The sequence below is a fragment of the Nakamurella panacisegetis genome, from assembly GCF_900104535.1.
Classification (GTDB): Bacteria; Actinomycetota; Actinomycetes; order Mycobacteriales; family Nakamurellaceae; genus Nakamurella; species Nakamurella panacisegetis.
In genome coordinates this window covers 1,247,091-1,267,840 of sequence record NZ_LT629710.1, presented here as the reverse complement: position 1 = coordinate 1,267,840, position 20,750 = coordinate 1,247,091, and the positions used below count along the sequence as shown (strand labels likewise).

Genomic DNA, 20,750 nt, shown 5'->3' with positions numbered 1-20,750 from the left:
CCGAAACTGTGATCAGGAGCAACCCCCATGAGCCAGGAAATCCCGGTCGGCGTCGCCGAACTGCTGGGCCGGTCGAACCGTCTCGGATCCGACCCGACCGTCACCAACTACGGCGGCGGCAACACCTCGGTCAAGGTCCGGCAGATCAGCCCGGCCACCGGCGCCGAGGTGGAACTGTTGTACGTCAAGGGATCCGGCGGTGACCTGGGCACTCTGAAGGCCGGCGGCCTGGCCGTACTGGAGCTCGATCGCGTCCGGGCCCTGGACAACGTCTACCGCGGCGTCGAGTTCGAGGACGAGATGGTTGGCTATTTCCCGTTCTGCGCCTTCGGCACCGGCGGGGCCGCCCCGTCCATCGACACCCCGATGCACGGGCTGGTCCGCTACGACCACGTCGACCACCTGCACCCGGACGCGGTCATCGCGCTGGCCTGCGCCGCCGACGGCGAGGCGTTGGTGCACAAGATCTGGGGTGGCACCGTAGCCTGGGTGCCGTGGAAGCGACCCGGCTGGGAACTCGGCCGGGCGCTGGCCGAGATCGCCAAGGACCCCAGGGTGATCGGCGCCGTCCTGGGGGGCCACGGTCTCACCGCCTGGGGTACCACCAGTGACGAGGTCGAGGCGCGCAACCGGCAACTGATCCAGCAGGCGCAGGCCTACCTGGACGCCAACTCGGTGGCCGAACCGTTCGGCCCGGTGGTCCCCGGACATCGGAACCTGGACCCGGACGCCCGCCGGGCCCGCGCGGCCGAGTTGTTCCCGTACCTGCGGGCGGTGGCTTCGGCCGACCGCCGCCAGGTCGGCCACTTCACCGACTCCGGCGTCGTGCTCGATTTCCTGTCTCGGGAGAAACTTCCCCGGCTGGTCTCCCTCGGCACCTCGTGCCCGGACCATTTCCTGCGCACCAAGGTTCGGCCGTTGCTGCTCGACACCGCGCCCGACGCCCCGATCGACGAGGTCGTGGCCCGGCTGGCGCAGCTGCACGCCGAGTACCGGGTCGAGTACCAGGCCTACTACGACCGGCATGCGACCCCGGAATCGCCGGCCATCCGTGGGGCCGATCCGGCGGTCGTGCTGGTGCCCGGGGTCGGGATGTTCTCCTTCGGGGCCGACAAGCAGACCGCCCGCGTCGCCGGCGAGTTCTACGTCAACGCGATCAACGTGATGCGCGGGGCCGAGGGGGTCTCGACGTACCAGCCGGTGGCCGAGGCGGAGAAGTTCAACGTCGAGTACTGGCAGCTGGAGGAGGACAAGCTCAAGCGCCGCCCGAAGCCGAAGGCGCTGGCCGGCCGGATCGCGTTGGTGACCGGCGGGGCCTCGGGCATCGGACTGGCCACCGTGCGGTTGCTGGCCGAGCACGGCGCCAACGTCATCGTCGGCGACATCAACCAGGCCGGGTGCCAGGCGGTGGCGGCCGATCTCGGAGGCGCGGACGTCGCGTCCGGCGTCGCCATGGACGTCACCGACTTCGACGCGGTCAAGGCGGGGATCGCCGCGGGCATCGTCGCGTTCGGTGGCATCGACCTGATCGTCAACAACGCCGGCATCACCCGGGCCGGCTCACTGGCCGACACCTCGCTGGAGGACTGGGACCTGCAGTACCAGATCATGCCCCGGGGCTCGTTCCTGGTCGCCAAGGCGGCCGAAAACGCTCTCCGGGCCCAGGGTCTGGGCGGCGACATCATCAACATCTGCTCGAAGAACTCGGTCTTCGCCGGCCCGAACAACATCGCGTATTCCTCGGCCAAGGCGGCGCAGGCCCATATGGTCCGGTTGCTCGCCGCCGAATTGGGCGACATCGGCGTCCGGGTCAACGGCATCAACCCCGACGGCGTGGTCCGCGGCTCGGGCATCTTCGCCGGCGGTTGGGGCGCGTCGCGGGCCGCCACCTACGGGGTCGCCGAGGAGGATCTGGGCAAGTACTACGCGCAGCGCACGGTGCTCAAGGAAGAGGTCCTTCCGGAGCACATCGCGATGGCCGTCCTGGCGCTGACCAACGGGACCCTGCCCATCACCACCGGCCTGCTCGTCCCGGTCGACTCCGGAGTGGCCGCCGCGTTCATGCGCTGACCGCGGACGCGGCGCGGCCACCGGGGGGACCCGGTCGCTGTCGCCGCGCGGCGCTGTCATCATCGAAGCCATGACGACCGTCCTGATCCAGCGTTACGCGGCGTTCAGCACCACTCCCGACGGGGGCAACCCGGCCGGAGTGGTGCTGGACGCGGGCGATCTCACCGACGACCAGATGCAGCACATCGCGGCCGACATCGGCTACGCCGAGACGGCATTCCTGACCCGGTTCCGCGCCGACGGCGAGCCGCGGCGCGGCCGGATCCGCTACTTCTCGCCGGTGGCCGAAGTGCCATTCTGCGGTCACGCGACCATCGCCACCGCGGTCGCCCTGGCCGCGCGGGACGGCTTGGGAGCGTTCACCTTCGAGACCGGGATCGGCGACATCACGTTGGCCACCGCGGAATCGGACGGCTACGTCGGCGCATCGTTCACCAGTGTCGAGCCGTCGATCGACGAGATGCCCTACGAGGTCCTGGCCGAACTGCTCGAACTCCTCGGGCTGTCGGCCGCGGACCTGCGCGCGGACTACCCCCACCGGTTCGTCTACGCCGGGAACACCCACCCGCTCCTGGTGTTGCGGGAGCCGGAGCGGTTCGACTCGTTCACCTTCGACCCGGACGAGCTGCGCGCCCGGATGAACCGGCGGAACTGGCCGGCCACCGTCATCGTGGCCCGCGTCATCTCGCCGACCGAGTTCGAGGCGCGAAACCTGTTCCCGGTCGGGAGCATCTCCGAGGACCCGGCCACCGGAGCGGCGGCCGCCGCGTTCGGCGGTTACCTACGAGCGCTGCACCTGATCCACCCCCCGGCCGACGTCGTCATCCACCAGGGACGTCATGTCGGTCGGCCCAGTCGCATCGCCGTGCACGTCCCGGAGGCCGGCGGCATCGTGGTCAGCGGCACGGCGGTGGAGATTCAGGCGCCGCTGTCGTAGACGGTCCGGGCGGCCAACACCTCGTCCATGTGGCTCTCTGCCCATTCCTTCACCGAGGCGAGCAGGGGCAGCAGGGAACGACCGAGCGGCGTGAGGGAGTAGTCGGCCCGGACCGGGACCGACAGCGTCAGTTCGCGGCGGATCAGCCCGTCCCGTTCCAGTAGCCGCAAGGTCTGGGTGAGCATCTTCTGGCTCACCCCGACCAGTTGGCGGGACAGTTCGGAGTAGCGCTTGTCCGACTGACCCAGGGCCACCAGCACCAGCGCGACCCACTTGTCGCTGATCCGGTCGAGCAGATTCCGGCTGGGACACATCGCCAAGTACGCGTTGTACTCGCTGCGGGCGTCGGACCGCTGCTGGGCGACAGTCTGCGTCGTCATCGCTTCCTCCTCGGTGAGATACGCACTCTCGGGTGCCTACTTCCCAACAGAGAGTGCCACGGGCAGGCTGGTGATCGCAAGCAGTTCCAGCGACGAGAGGGAATCCCATGCGCGCCATCATCACCACCGGACACGACGACCTGCAGTTGATCGACACCCCGATCCCCACGCCGGGCCCGGGCCAGCTGCGCCTGGCTGTTCGGGCGGCCGGCACCAACCCGGTCGAGAACACCATCAGGTCCGGGGCCTTCCACCGGGCCGGCTTCATCACCCAGACCGGTACCACCGGCCTCGGGTCAGACGTCGCCGGGACGGTCGACGCCCTCGGTCCGGACGTCCTGGGCCCGGCCGTCGGCACCCCGGTGGCCGCCGCGCTGGACGCGTTCGACGTGCCGCTGGGCGCCTACGCCGAGTATGTCGTGGTCGACGCGGACAGCATCGCCGAGCTGCCCGTCGGGATCGATCCGGTCCGGGGGGCCACCGTCGGCATCAACGCGCTCACCGCCGAGCAAGCCCTTGACCTCCTCTCGCCCCAGGCCGGTGACCGCCTGCTGGTCACCGGGGCGGCCGGAGCCGTCGGCGGACACGCCGTCACCCTGGCCACCCGGCGCGGCTGGAAGGTGTCCGGTCTGGCCCGGCCGGATGACGCGGACTTCCTCCGCTCGGCCGGCGCGGTCGAGGTCCTGACCGAGCTCGGCTCGGCGCCGCGATTCGACGCCGCGATCGACGCCGCCGTGCTCGGGGCGGCGGTGCTGGAGGTCGTCCGTGACGGTGGGGCCTACGTGGGGGTACGTCCCGGCGGCGCGCCGGAGTCCAGCCGCGGCATCAGCGTGACCGCCGTGCAGAGTCACCGCGACGGACCGCGGCTGGCCGCGCTGCTGAAGCTGGCCGCATCCGGGGAACTCAGCATTCGGGTCGCCGGAACCCTTCCCCTGGAAGAGGCCGGACGGGCCCTGGACCTGGTCGCCGCTGGTGGGCAGCGCGGACGGAGGATTCTCGTTCCGTGATCGGCCCGGTGCGAAGCCCGGCCCGCAGACCCGGCCCGGCCCGGCACCGCTCGGGACGGCCGACCGCCGACGGACTACCCGCCGGTCCGGCCGCCGTCGATCACGTGCTGCGGCCCGGACCGGATGTCCGGCGGCGGTTCGGGCCGGGGCGGATCGGTGCGGGGCGAGGCGTTGCGGGCGAACTCCCGCACGCGGCGGTTGTCCCAGATCTGAGCCGGCACGGCGCCGCCCAGCAGATCCCGGGCCAGGCCGGCGGTGGCGACCGGGGCGTCAGACCCAATGAGGATGACGTTGCCCCGTCGCCGCCCCTTCAGCATCGGGGGGTCGGCGATGATCGAAACGTGCTCGAACACTGCTCCCACCGTTGCCGCCTCGGCCCGGGCCAGGTTCAGATCCGGCCGGTCGGCGCAGTTCAGCAGATACAGGCCACCGGTCCGCAGCACCCGCCGGACCTGGCCGGTGAATTCACCGGTGGTCAGGTCGGTCGGGGTCACCGCGCCGGCGAACACATCCCGCACCACGACCGAGTAGCTGTCGTCGGGTAGCGCCTGCGTGACGGCGCGGGCATCACCGACCCGGATCCGCAACGCCGGGGCCTTGGGCAGGTCGAACCACTCGCGGACCAGCCGGGCCAGCTCGGCGTCGCTGTCGACGGCCAGATGCTGGGACCGCGGGCGTTCGTGGATCAGGTAGCGCGCCAGCGAGCACGCCGCCGCCCCCAGGTGCAGGACGCGCATCGGATCGCCCGGATGTTCCTGCTCGTGGTCGAGGATGGTCGACGCGATCCACCGCATGTACTCGAATTCCAGCACCGACGGGTCGGACAGGTCGATGTGCGAGGATTCGACTCCGTTCACCATGAGCAGGTACGCGGACGGATTGTCGCGGTCCGGCCGCAGTTCGGCCGTGCCCGACGCGATCGGGTAGAAGCCGGAATCGGGTCCACTGATCTTCCCGCTCCGGCCGCCGCGCTCCCGTTGTCTGCCCACAGCACCCGATCATTGCCTGTCCGTCCGGGCAGCGGGCGATGATTGTTGCCTCGAACACTGAATCGATCCGTAATCGGGCAGTTTCGCGTCGCGCAGTCCACACTCTCACTCACTCACCCGTCCGATCCGCCGGACGTCCTGACCCCATACCCGGGCCGGGCCAACGGCAGGTGGACGCCCGATGATGGAGAGCCCGATGACGCGCTACGTTTTCGATTTCACCGAAGGTGACAAGGACCAGAAGGACCTGCTCGGTGGCAAGGGTGCGAACCTGGCCGAGATGACGAAGCTGGGGCTGCCGGTGCCCCCCGGGTTCACCATCACCACCGACGCCTGTCGCGAATACCTGGCGCTGGGCAGTGAACCGGGCGAACTACGCGTGCAGGTGACGATGGCGCTGCGCCATCTGGAGGACGACGCCGGACGGCAGCTCGGCGACCGGCACGACCCGCTGCTGGTCAGCGTGCGATCCGGGGCCAAGTTCTCCATGCCCGGCATGATGGAGACGGTACTGAACATCGGGCTCAACGATGCCAGCGTCAAGGGTCTGACCGAGGTCAGCGGTGACGAGCGGTTCGCCTGGGACTCCTACCGGCGGCTGCTGCAGATGTTCGGCAAGACGGTGCTGGACATGCCGGGCGAGGTGTTCGCCGATGCGCTGGATGCGGCGAAGTCGGCCAAGGGCGTGACCAGTGATCTCGATCTGGACGTGGACGACCTCAAGGCCCTGGTCGCGACGTTCAAGGAGGCGGTGAAGGAGCATTCGGGCGCCGAGTTCCCGCAGCATCCGCGCGAGCAGCTCGACATGGCGATCCGCGCCGTCTTCAATTCCTGGAACACCGAACGGGCCCGGCTGTACCGCCGCCGGGAGCGCATTCCGCACGATCTCGGCACCGCGGTGAACATCTGCACCATGGTGTTCGGGAATCTGGGCGACACCAGCGGCACCGGGGTCGCGTTCACCCGCGACCCGGCGTCGGGCAAGACCGGGGCCTACGGCGACTACCTGGCCAACGCCCAGGGCGAGGACGTGGTGGCCGGAATCCGGAACACGTTGAGCCTGGACGACCTGGCCGCGATGGACCCGGAGTCGAATTCCCAGCTGCGCAAGGTGATGCGCCGACTGGAGACGCACTACCGGGACCTGTGCGACATCGAATTCACCATCGAACGCGGCAAACTGTGGATGCTGCAGACACGCGTCGGGAAACGAACGGCGGCCGCCGCTTTCCGTATCGCGGCCCAACTCGTCGACGAGCAATTGATCACGCTCGACGAAGCGCTGTCGCGGGTGACCGGGGCGCAATTGGCCCAATTGATGTTCCCGCAATTCGACCCGTCGGCGCAGCGGGTGCTGCTGACCCGGGCGATGGCCGCCTCCCCGGGGGCGGCGGTCGGCCGGATCGTCTTCGACTCGCCAACGGCCAAGGAATGGGCCGCCCGCGGGGAGGCGGTCATGTTGGTGCGCAAGGAGACCAACCCCGACGACCTCGAAGGCATGATCGCCGCCAACGGCATCCTGACCGCGCGCGGCGGCAAGACCTCGCACGCCGCCGTGGTGGCCCGCGGCATGGGCAAGACCTGCGTCTGCGGCGCCGAGGCGATGCTGGTCGACGCGGCCGCCAAGACGGTCACGGTCGGCGCCACCGTGCTCGGCGAGGGAGATCTGCTCAGCATCGACGGGTCCACCGGCGACGTGTTCGTCGGTCAGGTACCGGTGGTCCCGTCGCCGGTCGAGACCTACCTGGAACAGGGATTGGAGACGGCGACGCAAGGGGTAGACGAGGAGACGGCGGACCTGGTGCGGGCCGTCGACCGACTGCTGCGGCACGCCGATTCCCGTCGTCGCCTCGGGGTGCGGGCGAACGCCGACACCGCCGAGGACGCCGTCCGGGCCCGGAACCTCGGGGCGCAGGGCATCGGCCTGTGCCGGACCGAGCACATGTTCCTGGGCGAGCGGCGCGGCCTGATCGAGCGGGTGATCCTGGCGTCCGATGCGGCCGAACGGGAAGCGGCCCTGGCCGCCCTGTTGCCGTTGCAGCGTCAGGACTTCACCGAGCTGCTGGAGGCGATGGACCCGTTGCCGGTGACCATCCGGCTGCTCGATCCGCCACTGCACGAGTTCCTGCCCGACCGCACCGAGCTCTCGGTCAAGGTCGCGCTGGCGCAGGCGGCCGGAAAACCCGATCCGGCCGACGTCACACTGCTGGCCGCGGTCGAGCGGCTGCACGAGTCGAACCCGATGCTGGGGCTCCGCGGAGTCAGACTCGGGTTGCTCACTCCTGGCCTGTTCGCGTTGCAGGTGCGTGCCATCGCTGAGGCGGCCTGTGCGCTGGCCAAGGCCGGCCGCAGCCCGCACGTGGAGATCATGGTGCCCCTGGTCGGGTCGGTCATGGAGCTGTACCTGGTCCGGGACGAGACCGACGGCATCGTCAACGAGGTGACCGCCGCGGCCGGTGTGGACCTCAAGGTGCCGATCGGCACCATGATCGAGTTGCCCAGGGCCGCGCTGACGTCGCACCGCATCGCCGAGGCGGCGGAGTTCTTCTCGTTCGGTACCAACGATCTCACCCAGACCACATGGGGCTTCTCCCGTGACGACGTCGAGGCGGCCGTCTTCGCCGCGTACCTGGAGAAGGGCGTGTTCACCGTGTCGCCGTTCGAGTCGATCGACGTCGACGGGGTGGGCCGGCTGGTCGAGATCGCCGCGGCCGAGGGCCGCCGCACCCGTCCCGACCTGAAGCTCGGAGTCTGCGGCGAACACGGCGGCGACCCGGAGTCGATCCACTTCTTCCACCGGGTCGGCCTCGACTACGTCTCCTGCTCGCCGTTCCGGGTGCCGGTGGCCCGGCTGGAGGCGGGACGGGCTGCGGTGTCCTAGCGGTTGTTGTCCGGTTCGTAGACCCGTTGGGCGAGAAGCTGCTTCGCTTCGGCCAGTGACAGGTCCAGGTCCAGCCAGACCTGGTCCCGACGGTCGTCGGGTCGGTGCAGACCGGTGGCGACCCAGCTGAAGGTGGCCGGGAGCACCTGGTCGTCCAGGTGCAGGTCGACGGCCAGGGCCAGCCCGGCCCGCATGACGGCGACCCGGTTGTCCTGCTCCGGGATCCGCACCCCGCCGGTGACGAATTCTGGATCCTGCGTCACCACGATCCGGCCCAGCCGGGCCTCCGGGCGGGCGGCCAGGAGGTTCGGTTCGAGCAGGTTGCGGATGGCCGGGCCCGGATCGGGCGGCAGCCAGCCCAGCCAGTGGGTGGAGGCGAGCAGGGGGGTGAAGTGATCGGACACAAGGGTTCACGGTAGCCGCTGGAGCGGACTGGCTATCCTGGCGGACATGCCAGTTGACGGAGAATACGTCCCCAGTCCAGCCCAGTGGGTCCGCGATCAGGTCGAAGCCTACGAAGGGTCGGGCGGTGAGCAGGGCAACACGCTGCGCGGGATGCCGGTGGTCCTGCTGACCACGATCGGCGCCAAGACCGGCGCCGTGCGGAAGGTGCCGTTGATGCGGGTGGAGCACGACGGAAAGTACGCCGCCGTCGCGTCGTTGGGTGGTGCCCCGAAGAATCCGGTCTGGTACTACAACCTCAAGGCGCACCCCCAGCTGGAGCTGCGGGACGGCGAGAAGACGTTCGACATGACGGCCCGCGAGATCACCGGAGCCGAGTACGACCAGTGGTGGGAGCGGGCCGTCGCCGCCTATCCGGACTACGCGGACTACAAGCGCAAGACCGACCGGGTCATCCCGCTGTTCGTGCTCGAGCCGACTGTCTGATCGCTGTTCATGCTGCCCGAAGTCCGCTATCAGCAGCTGCGGGACGGGGTGGTCGCGGCGGTCCAGGCCGACGGCGGCTGGTTCGTCAGCAATGCCGGATGGATCGTCGGCACCGCCGGGACGCTGGTGGTGGACACCTTCGTCAGTGAGCAACGAACCTTCGGCCTGCAGGTCGCGGTCCAGGCCGCGCGCCGGCGGGCCGGAGTAGAGGACACCCCGGTCACGGTGGCGCTGACGCACGCCCACGGAGACCATGCCAACGGCGCCTACCTGTTCGAGCAGGCGGGTGCCGAGATCCTGGCCAACCCGCCGGCCGGGCTGGAACTGGTGCAGGAAGGAATCCAGACGTTCCCCGGATTCCTCACCGCTCCCGACTGGGGTGGCGTCCGGCCGCCGTTCGCCGTGACGGGCGCCGTCGGACGCCGCCGGATCGACCTGGGCGGCGTGTGCGCGGACATCGTCGCCTTGCCCGACACGGCCCACACCGCAGGCGATCTGCTGGTGTTCGTGCCCGAGCAAGGAGTGCTGTTCGCCGGTGACCTGGTGTGGGGGGCGGTGACGCCGCTCGCCGTATCGGGTTCGGTCACCGGTTGGCTGCGGGCCCTTGACACGTGCGCCGCGCTCGGCGCTTCCGTCATCGTCCCCGGGCACGGCGACGTCGGCGGCCCCGACCTGGTCGAGTCGACCCGCCGCTACCTGGAGTGGGTGGTCGACGCGGCCCAGTCGGTACTCGGCGGATCGAACCCGGCGGCCGTCGCCGTCGCCGCCCGTTCCGCAGGTGCGGCGTGGGCCGACTGGCCGTGTCCGGAACGCGACGTCGGCAACATCCTGCGCGCCGTCGCCGATCTTTCGGGCCGGCCCTTCGACTTCCGCGCCGCCGTCGCGGCCATGATCGCGGTGCACGGCGGCCCGATCACCCCGCCCCGATAGCGTCCGGGCCATGCCGGCGGAAGCCGGGACCCACGGGGCTGCGCGGCCGACCCCTCGGACTGCTTCGCGTACGCAGGTGCGGCGGGGGTCCAGGTGTGCCGGGGAGCGTCATCGAACCCCGCCGCCTGCGGTGACGGGTTTGGATGCGTCCGTCCCGGCCCTCTAAGCTGGAACGTGGAGGCGTGTCCGAGTGGCCTAAGGAAACCGCCTTGAAAGCGGTCGGGTGTAACAGCCTCGCAGGTTCGAATCCTGTCGCCTCCGCGTGATGCGCGGGTACCGGAGCTATCCGGTACCCGCGCTTCGGCCACGGAGAGGTGAGTGAGCTGATCACCGCATCAACTCGTGGCTCCACCGGACACTCCCTGGTCGGGGCGAACACCCGGTGCGGACTCCGACTGTGCGAACTCCGGCCACGTACGATGCTCGGGTGGAACTGCTTGAGCGAATGGCCGACGGGCGAGGAGGTTTCGTTCTCTTTGCCCTGACGCCCCCTCGGGAGGCGGCGTCGCCGCAGAGAGTCGCCGAGATCGCCGAGGCGACCATCAAACGCCTGAGTTCGGTCGAGCTGGACGGGGTCATTCTTTACGACATCACGGACGAGAGCGACCGCAACCCGGACGAGCGTCCATTCCCGTTTCTTCCGACCAGGGATCCGGCAACCTATCTTCAGGAGCATTTTCTGACGTGGCCGACGCCGGCAATTGTCTATCGCGCGGTGGGCAAGTATTCGGAGGACCAGCTGCGGTCATGGCTGAGTGCCCAGGACACCGATCGGGTGCTGTCCGTCTTCGTCGGCGCGTCCAGTCGAGGCCGCGAGACGGCGATCTCGCTCGCGCGGGCGTATTCGCTTCGCAATGAGGTCCGGCCGGATCTGGTCTTGGGTGGAGTGGCGATCCCGGAACGGCACATGAGGCGACGTGACGAGCACCTGCGGTTGATCGCCAAACAGGAAGCCGGCTGCTCGTTCTTCGTCACACAGGTGATCTTCGACGCGAACGCGGCGAAGAACATGATCTCCGACTATCGGCACGAGTGCCGGGCCCGCGGATTGCCGTTGGTCCCCATTGTCTTCACGTTCTCAGTTGTCGGATCCCTCACCACCCTGGAGTTCCTGCGGTGGCTCGGCGTCGAAGTGCCGCACTGGGTCGAACGGGATCTCACGGATTCGGCTACTCCGCTTCAGATCTCACACGACCACGCCCTTGCGGTGGCCGCGGACCTTGTCAATTACTGCAGGCGAATGGACGTCCCGTTCGGCATCAACGTGGAAAGCGTCTCGGCCCGCCGCGACGAGATCGAGATGTCTGTGAAACTGGCCGGGCAGATCGCCGCGGTCTGTGGTGAGAACGTACGGCCGTTTGACGGTGCGTAGCATTCCGCGTTCTCGAACGAGGCGATGAATGACGTTCCGGGATCAGTCGGGGATCACGGCAGCAGTTTCGAGCAGTTCGCGGAACCGGGCGCCGAAGCGGGTGGCCGGGGCTCCGTCGACGACTCGGTGGTCGATGGTCAGCGTCAGATCGAGAACGTCACGGATTTCGACCTGACCGTCAATGGCTCGCGGGCGTTGCGTCATTCCGCCGACGACTATCTCCAGCGAGGCGACGGTCATGGGGGTGATGCCGAAGCCGCCACCGCCGGCGAACATGCCGACGGCGGTGACGGCGACGGTACCGATGCGCTGCCGCACCGCGACCGATCGCGCCATCACCGCGTACATGACCCACAGCGCGCCCGGGATGAGGGTCACGACCGGGGTGGCGCGGTCCATCCATCGGTTGCGGTTGGCGCCCGGCTCATGCTGGGCTCGGCGCAGGTCGGCGGTGAGATCGGCGACGCTGCGGATGTCGGCGTCGTGCAGGACATGTGGCCGCCCGATCGGGCCGTGCGCGGTGGGGACCTCGACCAAGGTGATCACGTCGACATGGCTGTGGATGACGAGCCGGCCGCGCCAGTTGCGATAGGCGTGCACCTGCGGGTATTCGGCGGCGGCCCGGGCCACGCTGGCCACGACGAATGCGGTCATCGAGAGGGGTGGGTCGTTCTCGGCCAGCGCCTTCCTGGCCCGGGTGACGTCGACCTCCACCAGTCCGTACATGGGCACCAGGCGTCGGCCGGCGCGCAGCCCGGCAGTGACCAGCCGTCGGCTCGCCCGGAACGGCTGCCGACGGACGCGGCGGGGCCGGACGGCGGTCATGACTTCCATTCTGTCGTCGCTTCGCTGCCGGGGCGAGCGGGCGGCCGCTGGTGCTTGTCAATCTGGTCCGGTTCGTCTTGACGGCGTCATTAGTATGCGCGCATACTAATGACATGACGACGATCGCCACCGCCTCCGCCACTTCCACCGCTCCCGCCGCCCAGTTCTTCGCCCTCTGGGCCGACATGGACACCTGGCCGGAATGGAACACCGACACCGAGTGGGTCAGGCTCGACGGACCCTTCGTCCAGGGCGCCACCGGCACCCTCAAGCCGAAGGGTGGCCCGAAGGTGAAGTTCACCGTCGAGAAGCTGACCGCCACTGACTTCGTCGACGTCTCCACCCTGTGGGGAGCGAGGCTCACCTTCGACCATCACATCGTCGAAACGTCCAGTGGCACCGAGGTTTCGGTCGCCGTCCGGATGTCCGGACCGTTGTCGAAGGTCTGGACGATGGTCATGGGCGGTGGCCTACGCAAGTCCGCCCAGGCCGACCTTGACGCTCTGGTCAGGGCCGCCGAGGCCAAGGTGGCGGCTCAGCGGTGACGAGGCTCGAGACCGGTCACGAATCCGCCGCGGACAGCCCCGGGCTGCTGCTGTGGCAGGTGACGAACAGCTGGCAGTCGGCCATTCGGGCCGCGCTCAGGCCGTTCGATCTCACCCATGTGCAGTTCGTCCTGTTGGCGTCGTTGACCTATCTGGCCGCCGAGGGTGCCGTCACGCAGAAACGGTTGGCCGACCATGCGGCCACCGACCCCATGATGACCTCCCAGGTGATCCGCACCCTGGAGGCCAAAGCGTTGGTACGACGAGATTCCGATCCCACCGATCGGCGGGCCAAGGCCCTGACCGTGACGCGCGCCGGCGCCGATCTGGCCAACCGAGCGGTCGTGGTGGTGGAGGCGTGTGACCGCGCGTTCTTCGGGCGGTTGGGCGACGGGGTGCCGTCGCTGGTCCGCGCCCTGGCCGTGCTGGCGAGATAGCTCGACTTTCGGGCTAGAGCGCGAAAGACCGTGCGGCATCGAGGAAGGCGTCGTTCTCGGCCGGGGAGCCGATGGTGACCCGCACCCCACCGGTCGCGTCGGAGAACGGCCGCACGATCACCTTGTTGGCCTCGGTGTGCGCGGCGAATGCCGCGGCACGCTCGCGGAGAGGCAGCCAGACGAAGTTGGCCTGCGACGTTGGCACCTCGTAGCCCGCCGCCCGCAGGGCATCGGTCACCCGGGATCGCTCCGAGATCACCTGCTGCCAGCGGGGCTTCAGCTCGTCGCGGGCGCCCAGGGCGGCGATGGCGGCCTGCTGGGCGAGGGAGTTGACGGCGAAGGGAATGGCGACCTTGGCCAGCGCGGTGATCACTGCCGGATCACCGACGGCGTACCCGACGCGCAGGCCGGCCAGCTGATAGGCCTTGGACAGGGTCCGCAGCGACAGCACGTTCGGACGGGAGGTGGCCAGGGCCACTCCGTCCGGCGAATCCGGGTCGGTGTCGAATTCGCCGTAGGCCTCGTCCACGACGACGAGCACGTTCTCCGGGACCGCATCGAGGAAGGCGAGCAACTCCTGCTGGTGGACCACGGTGCCGGTCGGGTTGTTCGGGGTGCAGATGTAGATCAGGCGGGTCCTCGGCGTGACCGCGGCGGCCATGGCCGGCAGGTCAAGGGCGTGTTGCGCCGTCACCGGCACGCGGCGCGACACCGCTCCGGCGATCTGCGTGACGATCGGGTAGGCCTCGAACGAACGCCACCCGAACATCACCTCGTCGCCCTCCGAGCAGGTCGCCTGCACCAGCTGCTGGCACAACGCGACCGAGCCGCAGCCGGCGATGATGTGGCTCGGGTCGACGCCGACATGGGTGGACAGGGCGGCGATCAGGGCCTGCGCGCCGTTGTCGGGGTACCGGTTGATGCCGGACGCGTCGGCTCCGATGGCGCCCAGGATCGCGGCCGACACGGCGGGCAGGGTCGGGAAGGACAGCTCGTTCGAGGCGAGCTTGATCGCGCCGGGGACCGTGCGGCCTGGCGCGTAGGCCGGCAACGAGTCGAGCGCCGGGCGGATCTGGACCGTCATGGTCAACCTCGATGATCGGGTGCGGGCTGTCGGCGTCCGTGTCCGGTGCCGGTTGGACACTCTAACCTTCGCCGTCGCGCTCGGCCCGCGCTTACCAGGAGTCGACGGGGTCGTCGTGTAGGAAAGTGGCATGCCCAGCTTCGGTAGTCGGTCCACCAGACACAGGACATGGACGCGCGGTGTGCTCGTCGGTGGGGTACTGGCGACCGCGTTGACGGCGTGCACCCTGCCCAGCTCGACCGCCGCCAGCAGCAGTTCGGTGTCGGCCTCGGTGTCGGCCTTGCCGGTCGCCGGCCCCACCGCCGGTGCGTCGATCGTCGTCACCGTGCCGGACCTCGGTGGACCCGCCACGAGCGCAGCCGTGACGGCCGCCTCGACACACATCGCGACCAGCAGCGCCACGGCGCTGAGTCCGGTGGGTGCTTCCGGCCCGAAGGCCGCTCCGGTCACGTCGGCCTCTCCGAACGCGACGGCGTCTGCGGCGAGCACCTCCTTGGCGCCGAGTACCTCCTCGTCAGCGGTGGCGGCGACCACGGCGCGCAGCACCATGAACGTGCAGCTGGCCAACTGCCCGGGCTGCACCGTGCTGGCCACCCACGCGGGGATCACGTCGACCCTGGGGGCGGCCGAAGTCGCCACTGCGCAGGGACGCGCCGCGCTGCTGGCCATCCGCGGGGACGGGACCGTCGCCGGCGCGGCCAACATCACCTACGGGACCACCTTCCCGACGCCTCCCGGCGGTGAGCTGGGCTGCGACACCAACGGTCGGTGCATCGTCATCGCGGCGCAGTCCGACGGCACGGCCGTGGCCGCGGCGTACCAGGTGAACGCCCAGGGGAGTTGGTCCGACGTCAGCGGCGTGGCCGGCATCACCTCGGTCACGGCGAAGGCCATAACGTTGACCGTCGGCGACGGCATCGGGGTGGCCGTGCAGGACCAGGCTGACGGCTCCACCGTCTGGATCGTCTACGCGTGGGACGGCACGTCGTACGCGGTCAAGGGGTGCTCGGCGGCCACCGTGCCGGACCCGAATGCCCTGGCCATGACCAACTGCCTGTCCTGAAACGGGCGTCGGCGCAGGTCAGCCGAGAGCACGCCGATCGTTTTGCCACCCGGTCCCGCAGGCAGGTAGGGTAAGCGCTCGGCGGGCCACCCCAGGGTGGCCCTGGGAAGCGTGCCAGAGCGGCCGAATGGGACACACTGCTAATGTGTTGTGCGAGTAATCGTACCGAGGGTTCAAATCCCTCCGCTTCCGCGCTGGTGGTCTCCTGGGACGCGCCGGTGGCAGTACTGTTGGACCGCGTCAACAACTGAACATGCGCCTGTAGCTCAACGGATAGAGCATCTGACTACGGATCAGAAGGTTGGGGGTTCGAATCCCTCCAGGCGCACCACCGCAACAGCTCCTCACCTGCATTAACAGGTCGAGGGGCTGTGGTCGTTTCGGGGGTTGAGTAGTCCCGATCCAGCGTTTACCCAGCGGAATCGCTGCGATCGGCCTCGTCCGCCGGCTGACCGAAGGCCTCGAGCAACGACCGGGCATCGGGCCCGGCATGCGTCTTCGCCAAGTAGTGCCGCTCGGTCACGGCGGTTCCGCTGTGCCCCAACTGATCGGCGGCCGCGCGGACGTCGCCGAGGCCGATGACGGTGGCCACCGACTTTCGGAAGACGTGCGGCGTGATCCAGTCCATGCCGGCCCGAGCTCGAGCGGCGCGCCACTGCCGGTGGACGTTCTGCGGCTCCCGGAGTGTGCCCGTGCTCGAGGGGAAGACCAGATCCCAGGCGTTGCCCTCGACGACATCCATCTGCCGTCGCAGCAGCATGGAGACGACGAAGGGCGGCAGCATTAGCCGGCGGCGGCCCGACGCCGTCTTCGGGTGGTCCTGGATCGTCAAGCCCTGGCCGTGGACGCGCACCACGGTGCCGGTGACTGTTGCCGTGGCGATCGCCGATCCGAGGTCGAGGTCCGCCCACCGGAACGCCAGTGCCTCACCGATCCGCACGCCGGTGCCAAGCATGAAATCGACGATGTCCGGTAGGTCGGCTCTGACGGTGGCCTTGTCGGCGGCCAGCTTCCCGCGGAGCGCTCGAACCTCGCGCTCGGTGAGCACGCGCACGGGTTTCCGCTCCTGCGGTACGGCCGAGGTGTCCCGGACCAGGTTGCGAGGCGCCGCGTCGTGGCGGGCGGCTAGGCCGAGCATGGCCGCCAGAACGACTCGGCATCCCTTGGCCGTTGCGGCACCGACGTGATCGTTGACGGTGCGGATGAAGCGGTCCAAGGAGCCGACGGTAGCTTCACGGACCTGCAGTCCGCCGATGCCGGGTACGACGTGGTTGTTGACCAGGTCGCTGTACCTGCTTTGGGTGTTGGTGGCCAGATCTGACCGGGCAACTTCGGCCAACCAGATCCGGCCCACTGCAGCCAGCCTGGTTTCTGGCGTGATCGAGTCCGCAGCCGGCGCCGAACGATCGGTCATCGCCGACACCAACGCCCGCTCGGCGGCCGCCCCGGACTTGCCCCATGCCTCCACCTGCCGGGTGCGGCCGTCGAAGTCTCGGAACCGCGCAAGGGCCCGCCACCGGCCAGTCTCGATCTCCTTCCGGCTGATCCGGCCGTAGGTGCCTAGCGGCAGGGGCTTTCGCGGCATCAGACACTCGCCTTCCCAGGCCCGGGTTCGTCGCCGAGCAGTCCGCGGTCTCGTGCTGTCCGGACCCACCGGTCCGCAGTAGGACGCGGTATGTCGAAGGACGTCGCTACGCGTTTAGTTGGGGAGTCGCCGGTCGCGAAGGCCACCCGGTAGATCCAGGCGACCATCTGCAGGGTCTCGGTGACGGGGCCCGCTTCTCTCATCCGTGCCTGTAACTCGCTGGTCAGCGCGTAAGGACCTGCCATCGGCTTCTGATCGATCGGTTTTACCACCTGCATGATCAGCTGACTCACCGGAATGCTCCGCAGCACCTCGCCGGTCACGGTCGCGCCTGTCTCGGCGTCGACCTTCAACCATCGAAGCTCGTAGCGCCCAACCTGTTCGTTGAACTCGATGCGTCCAGACCAGAGGATCGGCGGCGTTGATTCGACTGCTCCGGTGAGGTCCCAACCGACGGGATAGAGGAGACCCGGGCACAGCTCGACGACTCGCGTTCTGTCGGGCTTCGCCGCGCGTGTGCTCCATCCCATGGCGTCAGTCTGTCATGACGGGCGTAGATCCGCCAAGCCACATCACTAATGATGGATGCTTGCAGTACCACATCGGATGGCGTACAGTGATGTGGTCTCGCTAATCCACTTCGAACGGAGCATCGCTTATGAAGCGCAACACGGTTGCCGTTGGAGCACAGGAAGATCGGCTGCTCGACGTCGCGGAGCTCTCTGCGCTGGTCGGGATCCCGCAGCAGACCTTCTACCGCTGGCGGACTGACGGTCGGGGCCCGCGCGCCATCAAGATCGGCAAGCACCTGCGCTACCGCCGGAGCGACATCGACGAATGGCTCGAGTCGCAGGCCGATCAGCGACCGCCAGCGGCTTGACCGCTCATTGCACTCACTGAAGGAAAGAGGCCGGCCCGACGCGTCAACGTCGGCCGGCCAGAGCACCCCAGCCCATTCGTCCGAAACAGGAAAGGCACTCCCGTGACCGTACTCGAAATGCCGACGTTGCCGCAGCAGAATCGACAAACTGTGGACAAGGCCGCACCAGAGGAGCCATTGACGCTCACCCGGTGGTTCGATGACCGGCGCCACCTCGCGTCGGACAACGTCGACGTTAAGGCGGCCTGGAGCGAATTGGACGCTTCTATCCGCGCTTCTTGGCTGATTCAGGTAGGGGATCCGAAAGACGCACTGGTACGCGACGCGTTCGTGGACTTGACCACCATCGTGCTCACCTACGACTCGCTTGCGGTGCAGATCGTGTGGGATGAAACCGAGATCGCTGACGGCTGGCCCGTTGTGGCCGCGTGGGACGGGAAAGTCCGCTTCGTCCGGATCGCCGGTAACTGTCCGCTGTCCGCAATCGCGACAGGCATCGCCGCCATCTTCGAACGGTGGCAGGACGGTCTGTGGTTCGGGCCGGCTATCGAACCGTGCCCTGCGTGGTGCACACTCCACAAAGCCGGCAGCCACCTCAAGGACGAGAGCACCTGCGAACACAGCTTTGTCATGGACCCGGCTCCCGCCTACGCCCACGTCGAAGTGAACGTGGTGGCCGTCCGCAGCTGGGGCCAGTTCGTCGAGCCGACAGCCGTCGAAATGATCGGCTTGGCCGATGTCGCCCTGACACCCTCGGAGGCCGCTCGCCTTGCTGTCGGGCTGGTGACGGCGTCGAACCTCGCTGCTGGCCTCGACCAGACCATCGACGCAGACGGCTCGGTGCATCCGTGACCGCAGCAATGCCGATGGTGAAATCGCCGCGGCGTCCTTCGCCGGAACCATCTATCGCGCCTGGTACGCGGGAGCAGAGGGCCTGATCAGACGTGGACGACTTCGTCAGGTGGGCGCTCAAAGTGCCGTTGCCGATCGGCAACCGTCACATTGGGCAGCACGCCATCGGTCGCGTGTTGGTCGCGTTGGCCACCTATGCGAACGGCGCCGGGGAGGCGTGGCCCTCCAGTTACACACTCGCAGAGGAGGTGAGTCACATGCCTCGCCGTCACGTACGGAACGCGCTTGAGGCACTCGAAGTCGTTGGGCTGATTTCCCGAAGTGGCATGGAGGGTCGCTCTGTCAGGTGGCGATTGAACGTCGGTTCCGAAGCATCCGACCAGGCGGGATATCCCGCCCATCACCAGGCGGGCGACCAGGCGGGCGACCAGGCGGGCGACCAGGCGGGCGACCAGGCGGGCGACCAGGCGGGATATCCCGCCCCAAAAGGAAGGGAAGTAATTGGAACGGAAGAGCCACCCGCAACCCATCCGACCACGATCGAGCTCAAGCCGTCACCGCACTGCAGCGTCCACCCCAACGGAACCGCCGACCGGTGCTACGCCTGCGGCGCGGCCCGCCGCGCATTCATCAAATGGGAGACGACCCACGAGAGCCGAGCGAAAGCCGATCGCACGCGGTGGTTGAACGACCTGTCGAAGATGGACCCCTGCCCTCACGGTGTTCCGGGAGGCGCTGAGGTGCGACCGTGGGTCGGAGACGCCCAATGCCCGTCCTGCCGTGCCGCCTCGAGGTCAGCATGATCTACGAACGGAAACCCCAACCGTCGGCCCCGTCGCCGACCGATCTGCCATCGTCGATCGCCGATATCGTGCCCATCGACCGTGCCCGGGAACTTCGTGACGCCGCTGCGTTCCGAGCGTTGGTCAGAAGCGTGGACTGTCCGACGTGCACCGCGTCGGCCGGCGAGAAGTGCATCAACCGACTCACCGGCATCGAGTACGGCGAAAAGGTGCCCGGCCACCACCGGCGGGCCCGAGCAGCGGCCGGCCGACGATGACCGCCCGGTTCCGCCTGTTCTGCGATCAGTGCCAGACCGTCACCGAATTCGAACCCACCGACCAACCGCGGCTGAGCATCTGCTCCCGCTGCGGCCACGGCCGTGTCAGCCCGGCCCGCACACCACGAGCGCCCCGCTCGAGCTGGCTGGAAATGTCCCAACCGCCGGGCGACCGGTAACCCCACATCGAGGAGCCCCGACATGACCGCTGCACCCCAACAACGCACGACCCCCGACCCATTGGACGCCCTCAAGTACCTGGTCCTGTTCGTCGCCGACCAGGTGGGCTACATCAGCGACCAGATCGGCGGACGCATCGAGGGCGACAACAGCTGCGAAGTCGCCTGCGAGATGCTCGACAGCCTGAAAGACGAGGTTCAGGCCATGCTGGCGCCGTTCTTCAACCGACGCCTACCCAACACCATGCCGCCCGTCCGCGACGACGGCGAATACGACCTCACCGACCACGTGTACATCCCGCTCTACAGCGACGGACGCACCCCCTACGTCGACTGCGAACCACGACCTGGGATTACCGGCCGGACCTGGAATCTACCGACCGGCTACCCGCAGAAACCCCCCATCGACTGGCACACCCTGTACCCGCCCCTCGAACCGACCTTCGTCCTCGACCCCGAAACCGGAGAACGACTGTGACTGACCGCGCCCAGTACATCGGCCGAAAGGTCCAACTCCGCAAGCAACTCAACGACAGCCTGGTCGTACTGCGGAAACTCCTCGCAGTCGACCAAGAACACGCCGCCGACCCCAACCAGGACGACGAAGAACGCCGACTCTGCGCCCTCGGCATCCCCGAATGGGAGGCTCAAATCGCCCGGACCGAAGAACGACTCCGCCTACTCGGAGAGATGAAATGACCGCGAAACGCGCAACTCCTGGAGCACGCAACAGCCCCTCGAAGCGACTGTCGGTACGCACCGTCGAGATCCGTCGGAAGCAAGCCG

The 20,750-nt window shown here is 68.5% G+C and carries 22 protein-coding genes and 3 tRNA genes; 18 read left to right on the top strand and 7 right to left on the bottom strand.

Annotation, left to right across the window (positions count from 1 at the left end):
- The first annotated feature begins 27 nt into the window (after window positions 1-27).
- Both rhaD and BLS97_RS05555 read left to right on the top strand, forming a co-directional pair.
- Window positions 28-2,070, top strand: coding sequence for a bifunctional rhamnulose-1-phosphate aldolase/short-chain dehydrogenase (rhaD, locus tag BLS97_RS05560; RefSeq protein WP_090474967.1), 2,043 nt, complete (start codon window positions 28-30; stop codon window positions 2,068-2,070).
- A 70-nt stretch (window positions 2,071-2,140) separates the two neighbouring features.
- Window positions 2,141-3,007, top strand: a complete 867-nt coding sequence (locus BLS97_RS05555; protein ID WP_090474965.1) for a PhzF family phenazine biosynthesis protein — start codon at window positions 2,141-2,143, stop codon at window positions 3,005-3,007.
- Here BLS97_RS05555 and BLS97_RS05550 read toward each other — a convergent pair.
- Entirely contained in the window at window positions 2,989-3,387 is a 399-nt protein-coding gene (locus tag BLS97_RS05550; protein WP_090474964.1) for a winged helix-turn-helix transcriptional regulator, read from the bottom strand. The two genes, BLS97_RS05555 and BLS97_RS05550, sit on opposite strands and share 19 nt — an antisense overlap.
- Window positions 3,388-3,494: 107 nt before the next feature.
- On the opposite strand from BLS97_RS05550, the gene BLS97_RS05545 reads away from it, so the two are divergent.
- Entirely contained in the window at window positions 3,495-4,394 is a 900-nt protein-coding gene (locus BLS97_RS05545; protein ID WP_090474962.1) for an NADP-dependent oxidoreductase, read from the top strand.
- Window positions 4,395-4,468: 74 nt separating this feature from the next.
- Here BLS97_RS05545 and BLS97_RS05540 read toward each other — a convergent pair whose 3' ends face one another.
- Complete coding sequence (locus tag BLS97_RS05540) at window positions 4,469-5,383, bottom strand: spermidine synthase (protein ID WP_172832222.1); 915 nt, start codon at window positions 5,381-5,383, stop codon at window positions 4,469-4,471.
- A gap of 196 nt (window positions 5,384-5,579) precedes the next feature.
- Here BLS97_RS05540 and ppdK point away from each other — a divergent pair, with 196 nt between their 5' ends.
- The gene (gene ppdK, locus BLS97_RS05535) at window positions 5,580-8,264 is read left to right on the top strand and encodes a pyruvate, phosphate dikinase (RefSeq protein WP_090481425.1); all 2,685 of its coding nucleotides are present in this window, start codon (window positions 5,580-5,582) and stop codon (window positions 8,262-8,264) included.
- Here ppdK and BLS97_RS05530 read toward each other — a convergent pair.
- Window positions 8,261-8,668: a hypothetical protein gene (locus BLS97_RS05530; RefSeq protein ID WP_090474960.1), complete on the bottom strand. Its 408-nt coding sequence runs from the start codon at window positions 8,666-8,668 to the stop codon at window positions 8,261-8,263. The two genes, ppdK and BLS97_RS05530, sit on opposite strands and share 4 nt — an antisense overlap.
- 46 nt (window positions 8,669-8,714) lie before the next feature.
- Here BLS97_RS05530 and BLS97_RS05525 point away from each other — a divergent pair, with 46 nt between their 5' ends.
- The 4 genes from BLS97_RS05525 to BLS97_RS05510 all read left to right on the top strand — a co-directional run bounded on the left by BLS97_RS05525 (window position 8,715) and on the right by BLS97_RS05510 (window position 11,454).
- Window positions 8,715-9,152, top strand: coding sequence for a nitroreductase family deazaflavin-dependent oxidoreductase (locus tag BLS97_RS05525; RefSeq protein ID WP_090474958.1), 438 nt, complete (start codon window positions 8,715-8,717; stop codon window positions 9,150-9,152).
- A gap of 9 nt (window positions 9,153-9,161) precedes the next feature.
- Window positions 9,162-10,082: an MBL fold metallo-hydrolase gene (locus BLS97_RS05520; protein WP_090474956.1), complete on the top strand. Its 921-nt coding sequence runs from the start codon at window positions 9,162-9,164 to the stop codon at window positions 10,080-10,082.
- A gap of 176 nt (window positions 10,083-10,258) precedes the next feature.
- A tRNA-Ser gene (locus BLS97_RS05515) sits at window positions 10,259-10,343 on the top strand.
- A gap of 166 nt (window positions 10,344-10,509) precedes the next feature.
- Window positions 10,510-11,454 (top strand): methylenetetrahydrofolate reductase, encoded by a 945-nt coding sequence (locus BLS97_RS05510; protein WP_090474953.1) that lies wholly within the window; start codon window positions 10,510-10,512, stop codon window positions 11,452-11,454.
- Between the two features lie 42 nt (window positions 11,455-11,496).
- Here the strand turns inward: BLS97_RS05510 and BLS97_RS05505 are convergent, their stop codons facing one another.
- On the bottom strand, window positions 11,497-12,279 hold the full coding sequence (locus BLS97_RS05505) for a 2-oxo acid dehydrogenase subunit E2 (protein ID WP_157695211.1): 783 nt from the start codon (window positions 12,277-12,279) through the stop codon (window positions 11,497-11,499).
- A 113-nt stretch (window positions 12,280-12,392) separates the two neighbouring features.
- Here BLS97_RS05505 and BLS97_RS05500 point away from each other — a divergent pair, with 113 nt between their 5' ends.
- Window positions 12,393-12,824 carry an SRPBCC family protein gene (locus BLS97_RS05500; protein WP_090474951.1) on the top strand — a complete coding sequence of 144 codons (432 nt, stop codon included), beginning with the start codon at window positions 12,393-12,395 and terminating at the stop codon, window positions 12,822-12,824.
- Entirely contained in the window at window positions 12,821-13,261 is a 441-nt protein-coding gene (locus BLS97_RS05495; RefSeq protein WP_090474949.1) for a MarR family winged helix-turn-helix transcriptional regulator, read from the top strand. Before BLS97_RS05500 ends, BLS97_RS05495 begins: the two co-directional genes overlap by 4 nt.
- Before the next feature lie 13 nt (window positions 13,262-13,274).
- On the opposite strand, the gene hisC is transcribed toward BLS97_RS05495, so the two are convergent.
- Window positions 13,275-14,939 (bottom strand): histidinol-phosphate transaminase, encoded by a 1,665-nt coding sequence (gene hisC, locus BLS97_RS23735; RefSeq protein WP_231988373.1) that lies wholly within the window; start codon window positions 14,937-14,939, stop codon window positions 13,275-13,277.
- Here hisC and BLS97_RS05485 point away from each other — a divergent pair.
- The 3 genes from BLS97_RS05485 (at window position 14,893) to BLS97_RS05475 (ending at window position 15,739) form a co-directional block, all read left to right on the top strand.
- Entirely contained in the window at window positions 14,893-15,408 is a 516-nt protein-coding gene (locus BLS97_RS05485; RefSeq protein ID WP_157695210.1) for a hypothetical protein, read from the top strand. The genes hisC and BLS97_RS05485 overlap by 47 nt on opposite strands.
- A 105-nt stretch (window positions 15,409-15,513) precedes the next feature.
- A tRNA-Ser gene (locus tag BLS97_RS05480) sits at window positions 15,514-15,600 on the top strand.
- 63 nt (window positions 15,601-15,663) lie between these two features.
- A tRNA-Arg gene (locus BLS97_RS05475) sits at window positions 15,664-15,739 on the top strand.
- A gap of 78 nt (window positions 15,740-15,817) precedes the next feature.
- On the opposite strand, the gene BLS97_RS05470 is transcribed toward BLS97_RS05475, so the two are convergent.
- Together BLS97_RS05470 and BLS97_RS05465 are read right to left on the bottom strand one after the other, a co-directional pair.
- Window positions 15,818-16,993, bottom strand: coding sequence for a site-specific integrase (locus tag BLS97_RS05470; protein WP_090474945.1), 1,176 nt, complete (start codon window positions 16,991-16,993; stop codon window positions 15,818-15,820).
- Window positions 16,993-17,523, bottom strand: coding sequence for a hypothetical protein (locus BLS97_RS05465; RefSeq protein ID WP_090474943.1), 531 nt, complete (start codon window positions 17,521-17,523; stop codon window positions 16,993-16,995). Before BLS97_RS05465 ends, BLS97_RS05470 begins: the two co-directional genes overlap by 1 nt.
- Before the next feature lie 128 nt (window positions 17,524-17,651).
- Here BLS97_RS05465 and BLS97_RS05460 point away from each other — a divergent pair, with 128 nt between their 5' ends.
- From BLS97_RS05460 to BLS97_RS05430, 5 genes are all read left to right on the top strand, one after another.
- Window positions 17,652-17,873 carry a helix-turn-helix transcriptional regulator gene (locus BLS97_RS05460; protein ID WP_090474941.1) on the top strand — a complete coding sequence of 74 codons (222 nt, stop codon included), beginning with the start codon at window positions 17,652-17,654 and terminating at the stop codon, window positions 17,871-17,873.
- Window positions 17,874-17,975: 102 nt separating this feature from the next.
- Complete coding sequence (locus BLS97_RS05455) at window positions 17,976-18,725, top strand: hypothetical protein (RefSeq protein WP_157695209.1); 750 nt, start codon at window positions 17,976-17,978, stop codon at window positions 18,723-18,725.
- Window positions 18,726-19,491: 766 nt separating this feature from the next.
- A complete protein-coding gene (locus BLS97_RS24650; protein WP_090474936.1) occupies window positions 19,492-19,785 on the top strand; it encodes a zinc finger domain-containing protein in 294 nt (97 codons plus the stop codon).
- A gap of 201 nt (window positions 19,786-19,986) precedes the next feature.
- Window positions 19,987-20,442, top strand: coding sequence for a hypothetical protein (locus BLS97_RS05435; protein ID WP_157695207.1), 456 nt, complete (start codon window positions 19,987-19,989; stop codon window positions 20,440-20,442).
- On the top strand, window positions 20,439-20,663 hold the full coding sequence (locus tag BLS97_RS05430) for a hypothetical protein (protein ID WP_090474929.1): 225 nt from the start codon (window positions 20,439-20,441) through the stop codon (window positions 20,661-20,663). The genes BLS97_RS05435 and BLS97_RS05430 overlap by 4 nt, the downstream gene beginning before the upstream one ends.
- The last annotated feature ends 87 nt before the right edge of the window (window positions 20,664-20,750 follow it).

Excerpts from the sequence above, each read along its gene's own strand:
- BLS97_RS05465 (WP_090474943.1), bottom strand. The coding sequence starts at position 17,523 with ATGGGATGGAGCACACGCGCGGCGAAGCCCGACAGAACGCGAGTCGTC.
- BLS97_RS24650 (WP_090474936.1), top strand. The coding sequence starts at position 19,492 with ATGCCCGTCCTGCCGTGCCGCCTCGAGGTCAGCATGATCTACGAACGG.
- BLS97_RS05550 (WP_090474964.1), bottom strand. The coding sequence starts at position 3,387 with ATGACGACGCAGACTGTCGCCCAGCAGCGGTCCGACGCCCGCAGCGAG.
- rhaD (WP_090474967.1), top strand. The coding sequence starts at position 28 with ATGAGCCAGGAAATCCCGGTCGGCGTCGCCGAACTGCTGGGCCGGTCG.
- ppdK (WP_090481425.1), top strand. The coding sequence starts at position 5,580 with ATGACGCGCTACGTTTTCGATTTCACCGAAGGTGACAAGGACCAGAAG.
- BLS97_RS05555 (WP_090474965.1), top strand. The coding sequence starts at position 2,141 with ATGACGACCGTCCTGATCCAGCGTTACGCGGCGTTCAGCACCACTCCC.
- BLS97_RS05485 (WP_157695210.1), top strand. The coding sequence starts at position 14,893 with ATGAACGTGCAGCTGGCCAACTGCCCGGGCTGCACCGTGCTGGCCACC.
- BLS97_RS05470 (WP_090474945.1), bottom strand. The coding sequence starts at position 16,993 with ATGCCGCGAAAGCCCCTGCCGCTAGGCACCTACGGCCGGATCAGCCGG.
- BLS97_RS05435 (WP_157695207.1), top strand. The coding sequence starts at position 19,987 with ATGACCGCTGCACCCCAACAACGCACGACCCCCGACCCATTGGACGCC.
- BLS97_RS05520 (WP_090474956.1), top strand. The coding sequence starts at position 9,162 with ATGCTGCCCGAAGTCCGCTATCAGCAGCTGCGGGACGGGGTGGTCGCG.
- BLS97_RS05525 (WP_090474958.1), top strand. The coding sequence starts at position 8,715 with ATGCCAGTTGACGGAGAATACGTCCCCAGTCCAGCCCAGTGGGTCCGC.
- BLS97_RS05545 (WP_090474962.1), top strand. The coding sequence starts at position 3,495 with ATGCGCGCCATCATCACCACCGGACACGACGACCTGCAGTTGATCGAC.
- BLS97_RS05500 (WP_090474951.1), top strand. The coding sequence starts at position 12,393 with ATGACGACGATCGCCACCGCCTCCGCCACTTCCACCGCTCCCGCCGCC.
- BLS97_RS05460 (WP_090474941.1), top strand. The coding sequence starts at position 17,652 with ATGAAGCGCAACACGGTTGCCGTTGGAGCACAGGAAGATCGGCTGCTC.
- BLS97_RS05505 (WP_157695211.1), bottom strand. The coding sequence starts at position 12,279 with ATGACCGCCGTCCGGCCCCGCCGCGTCCGTCGGCAGCCGTTCCGGGCG.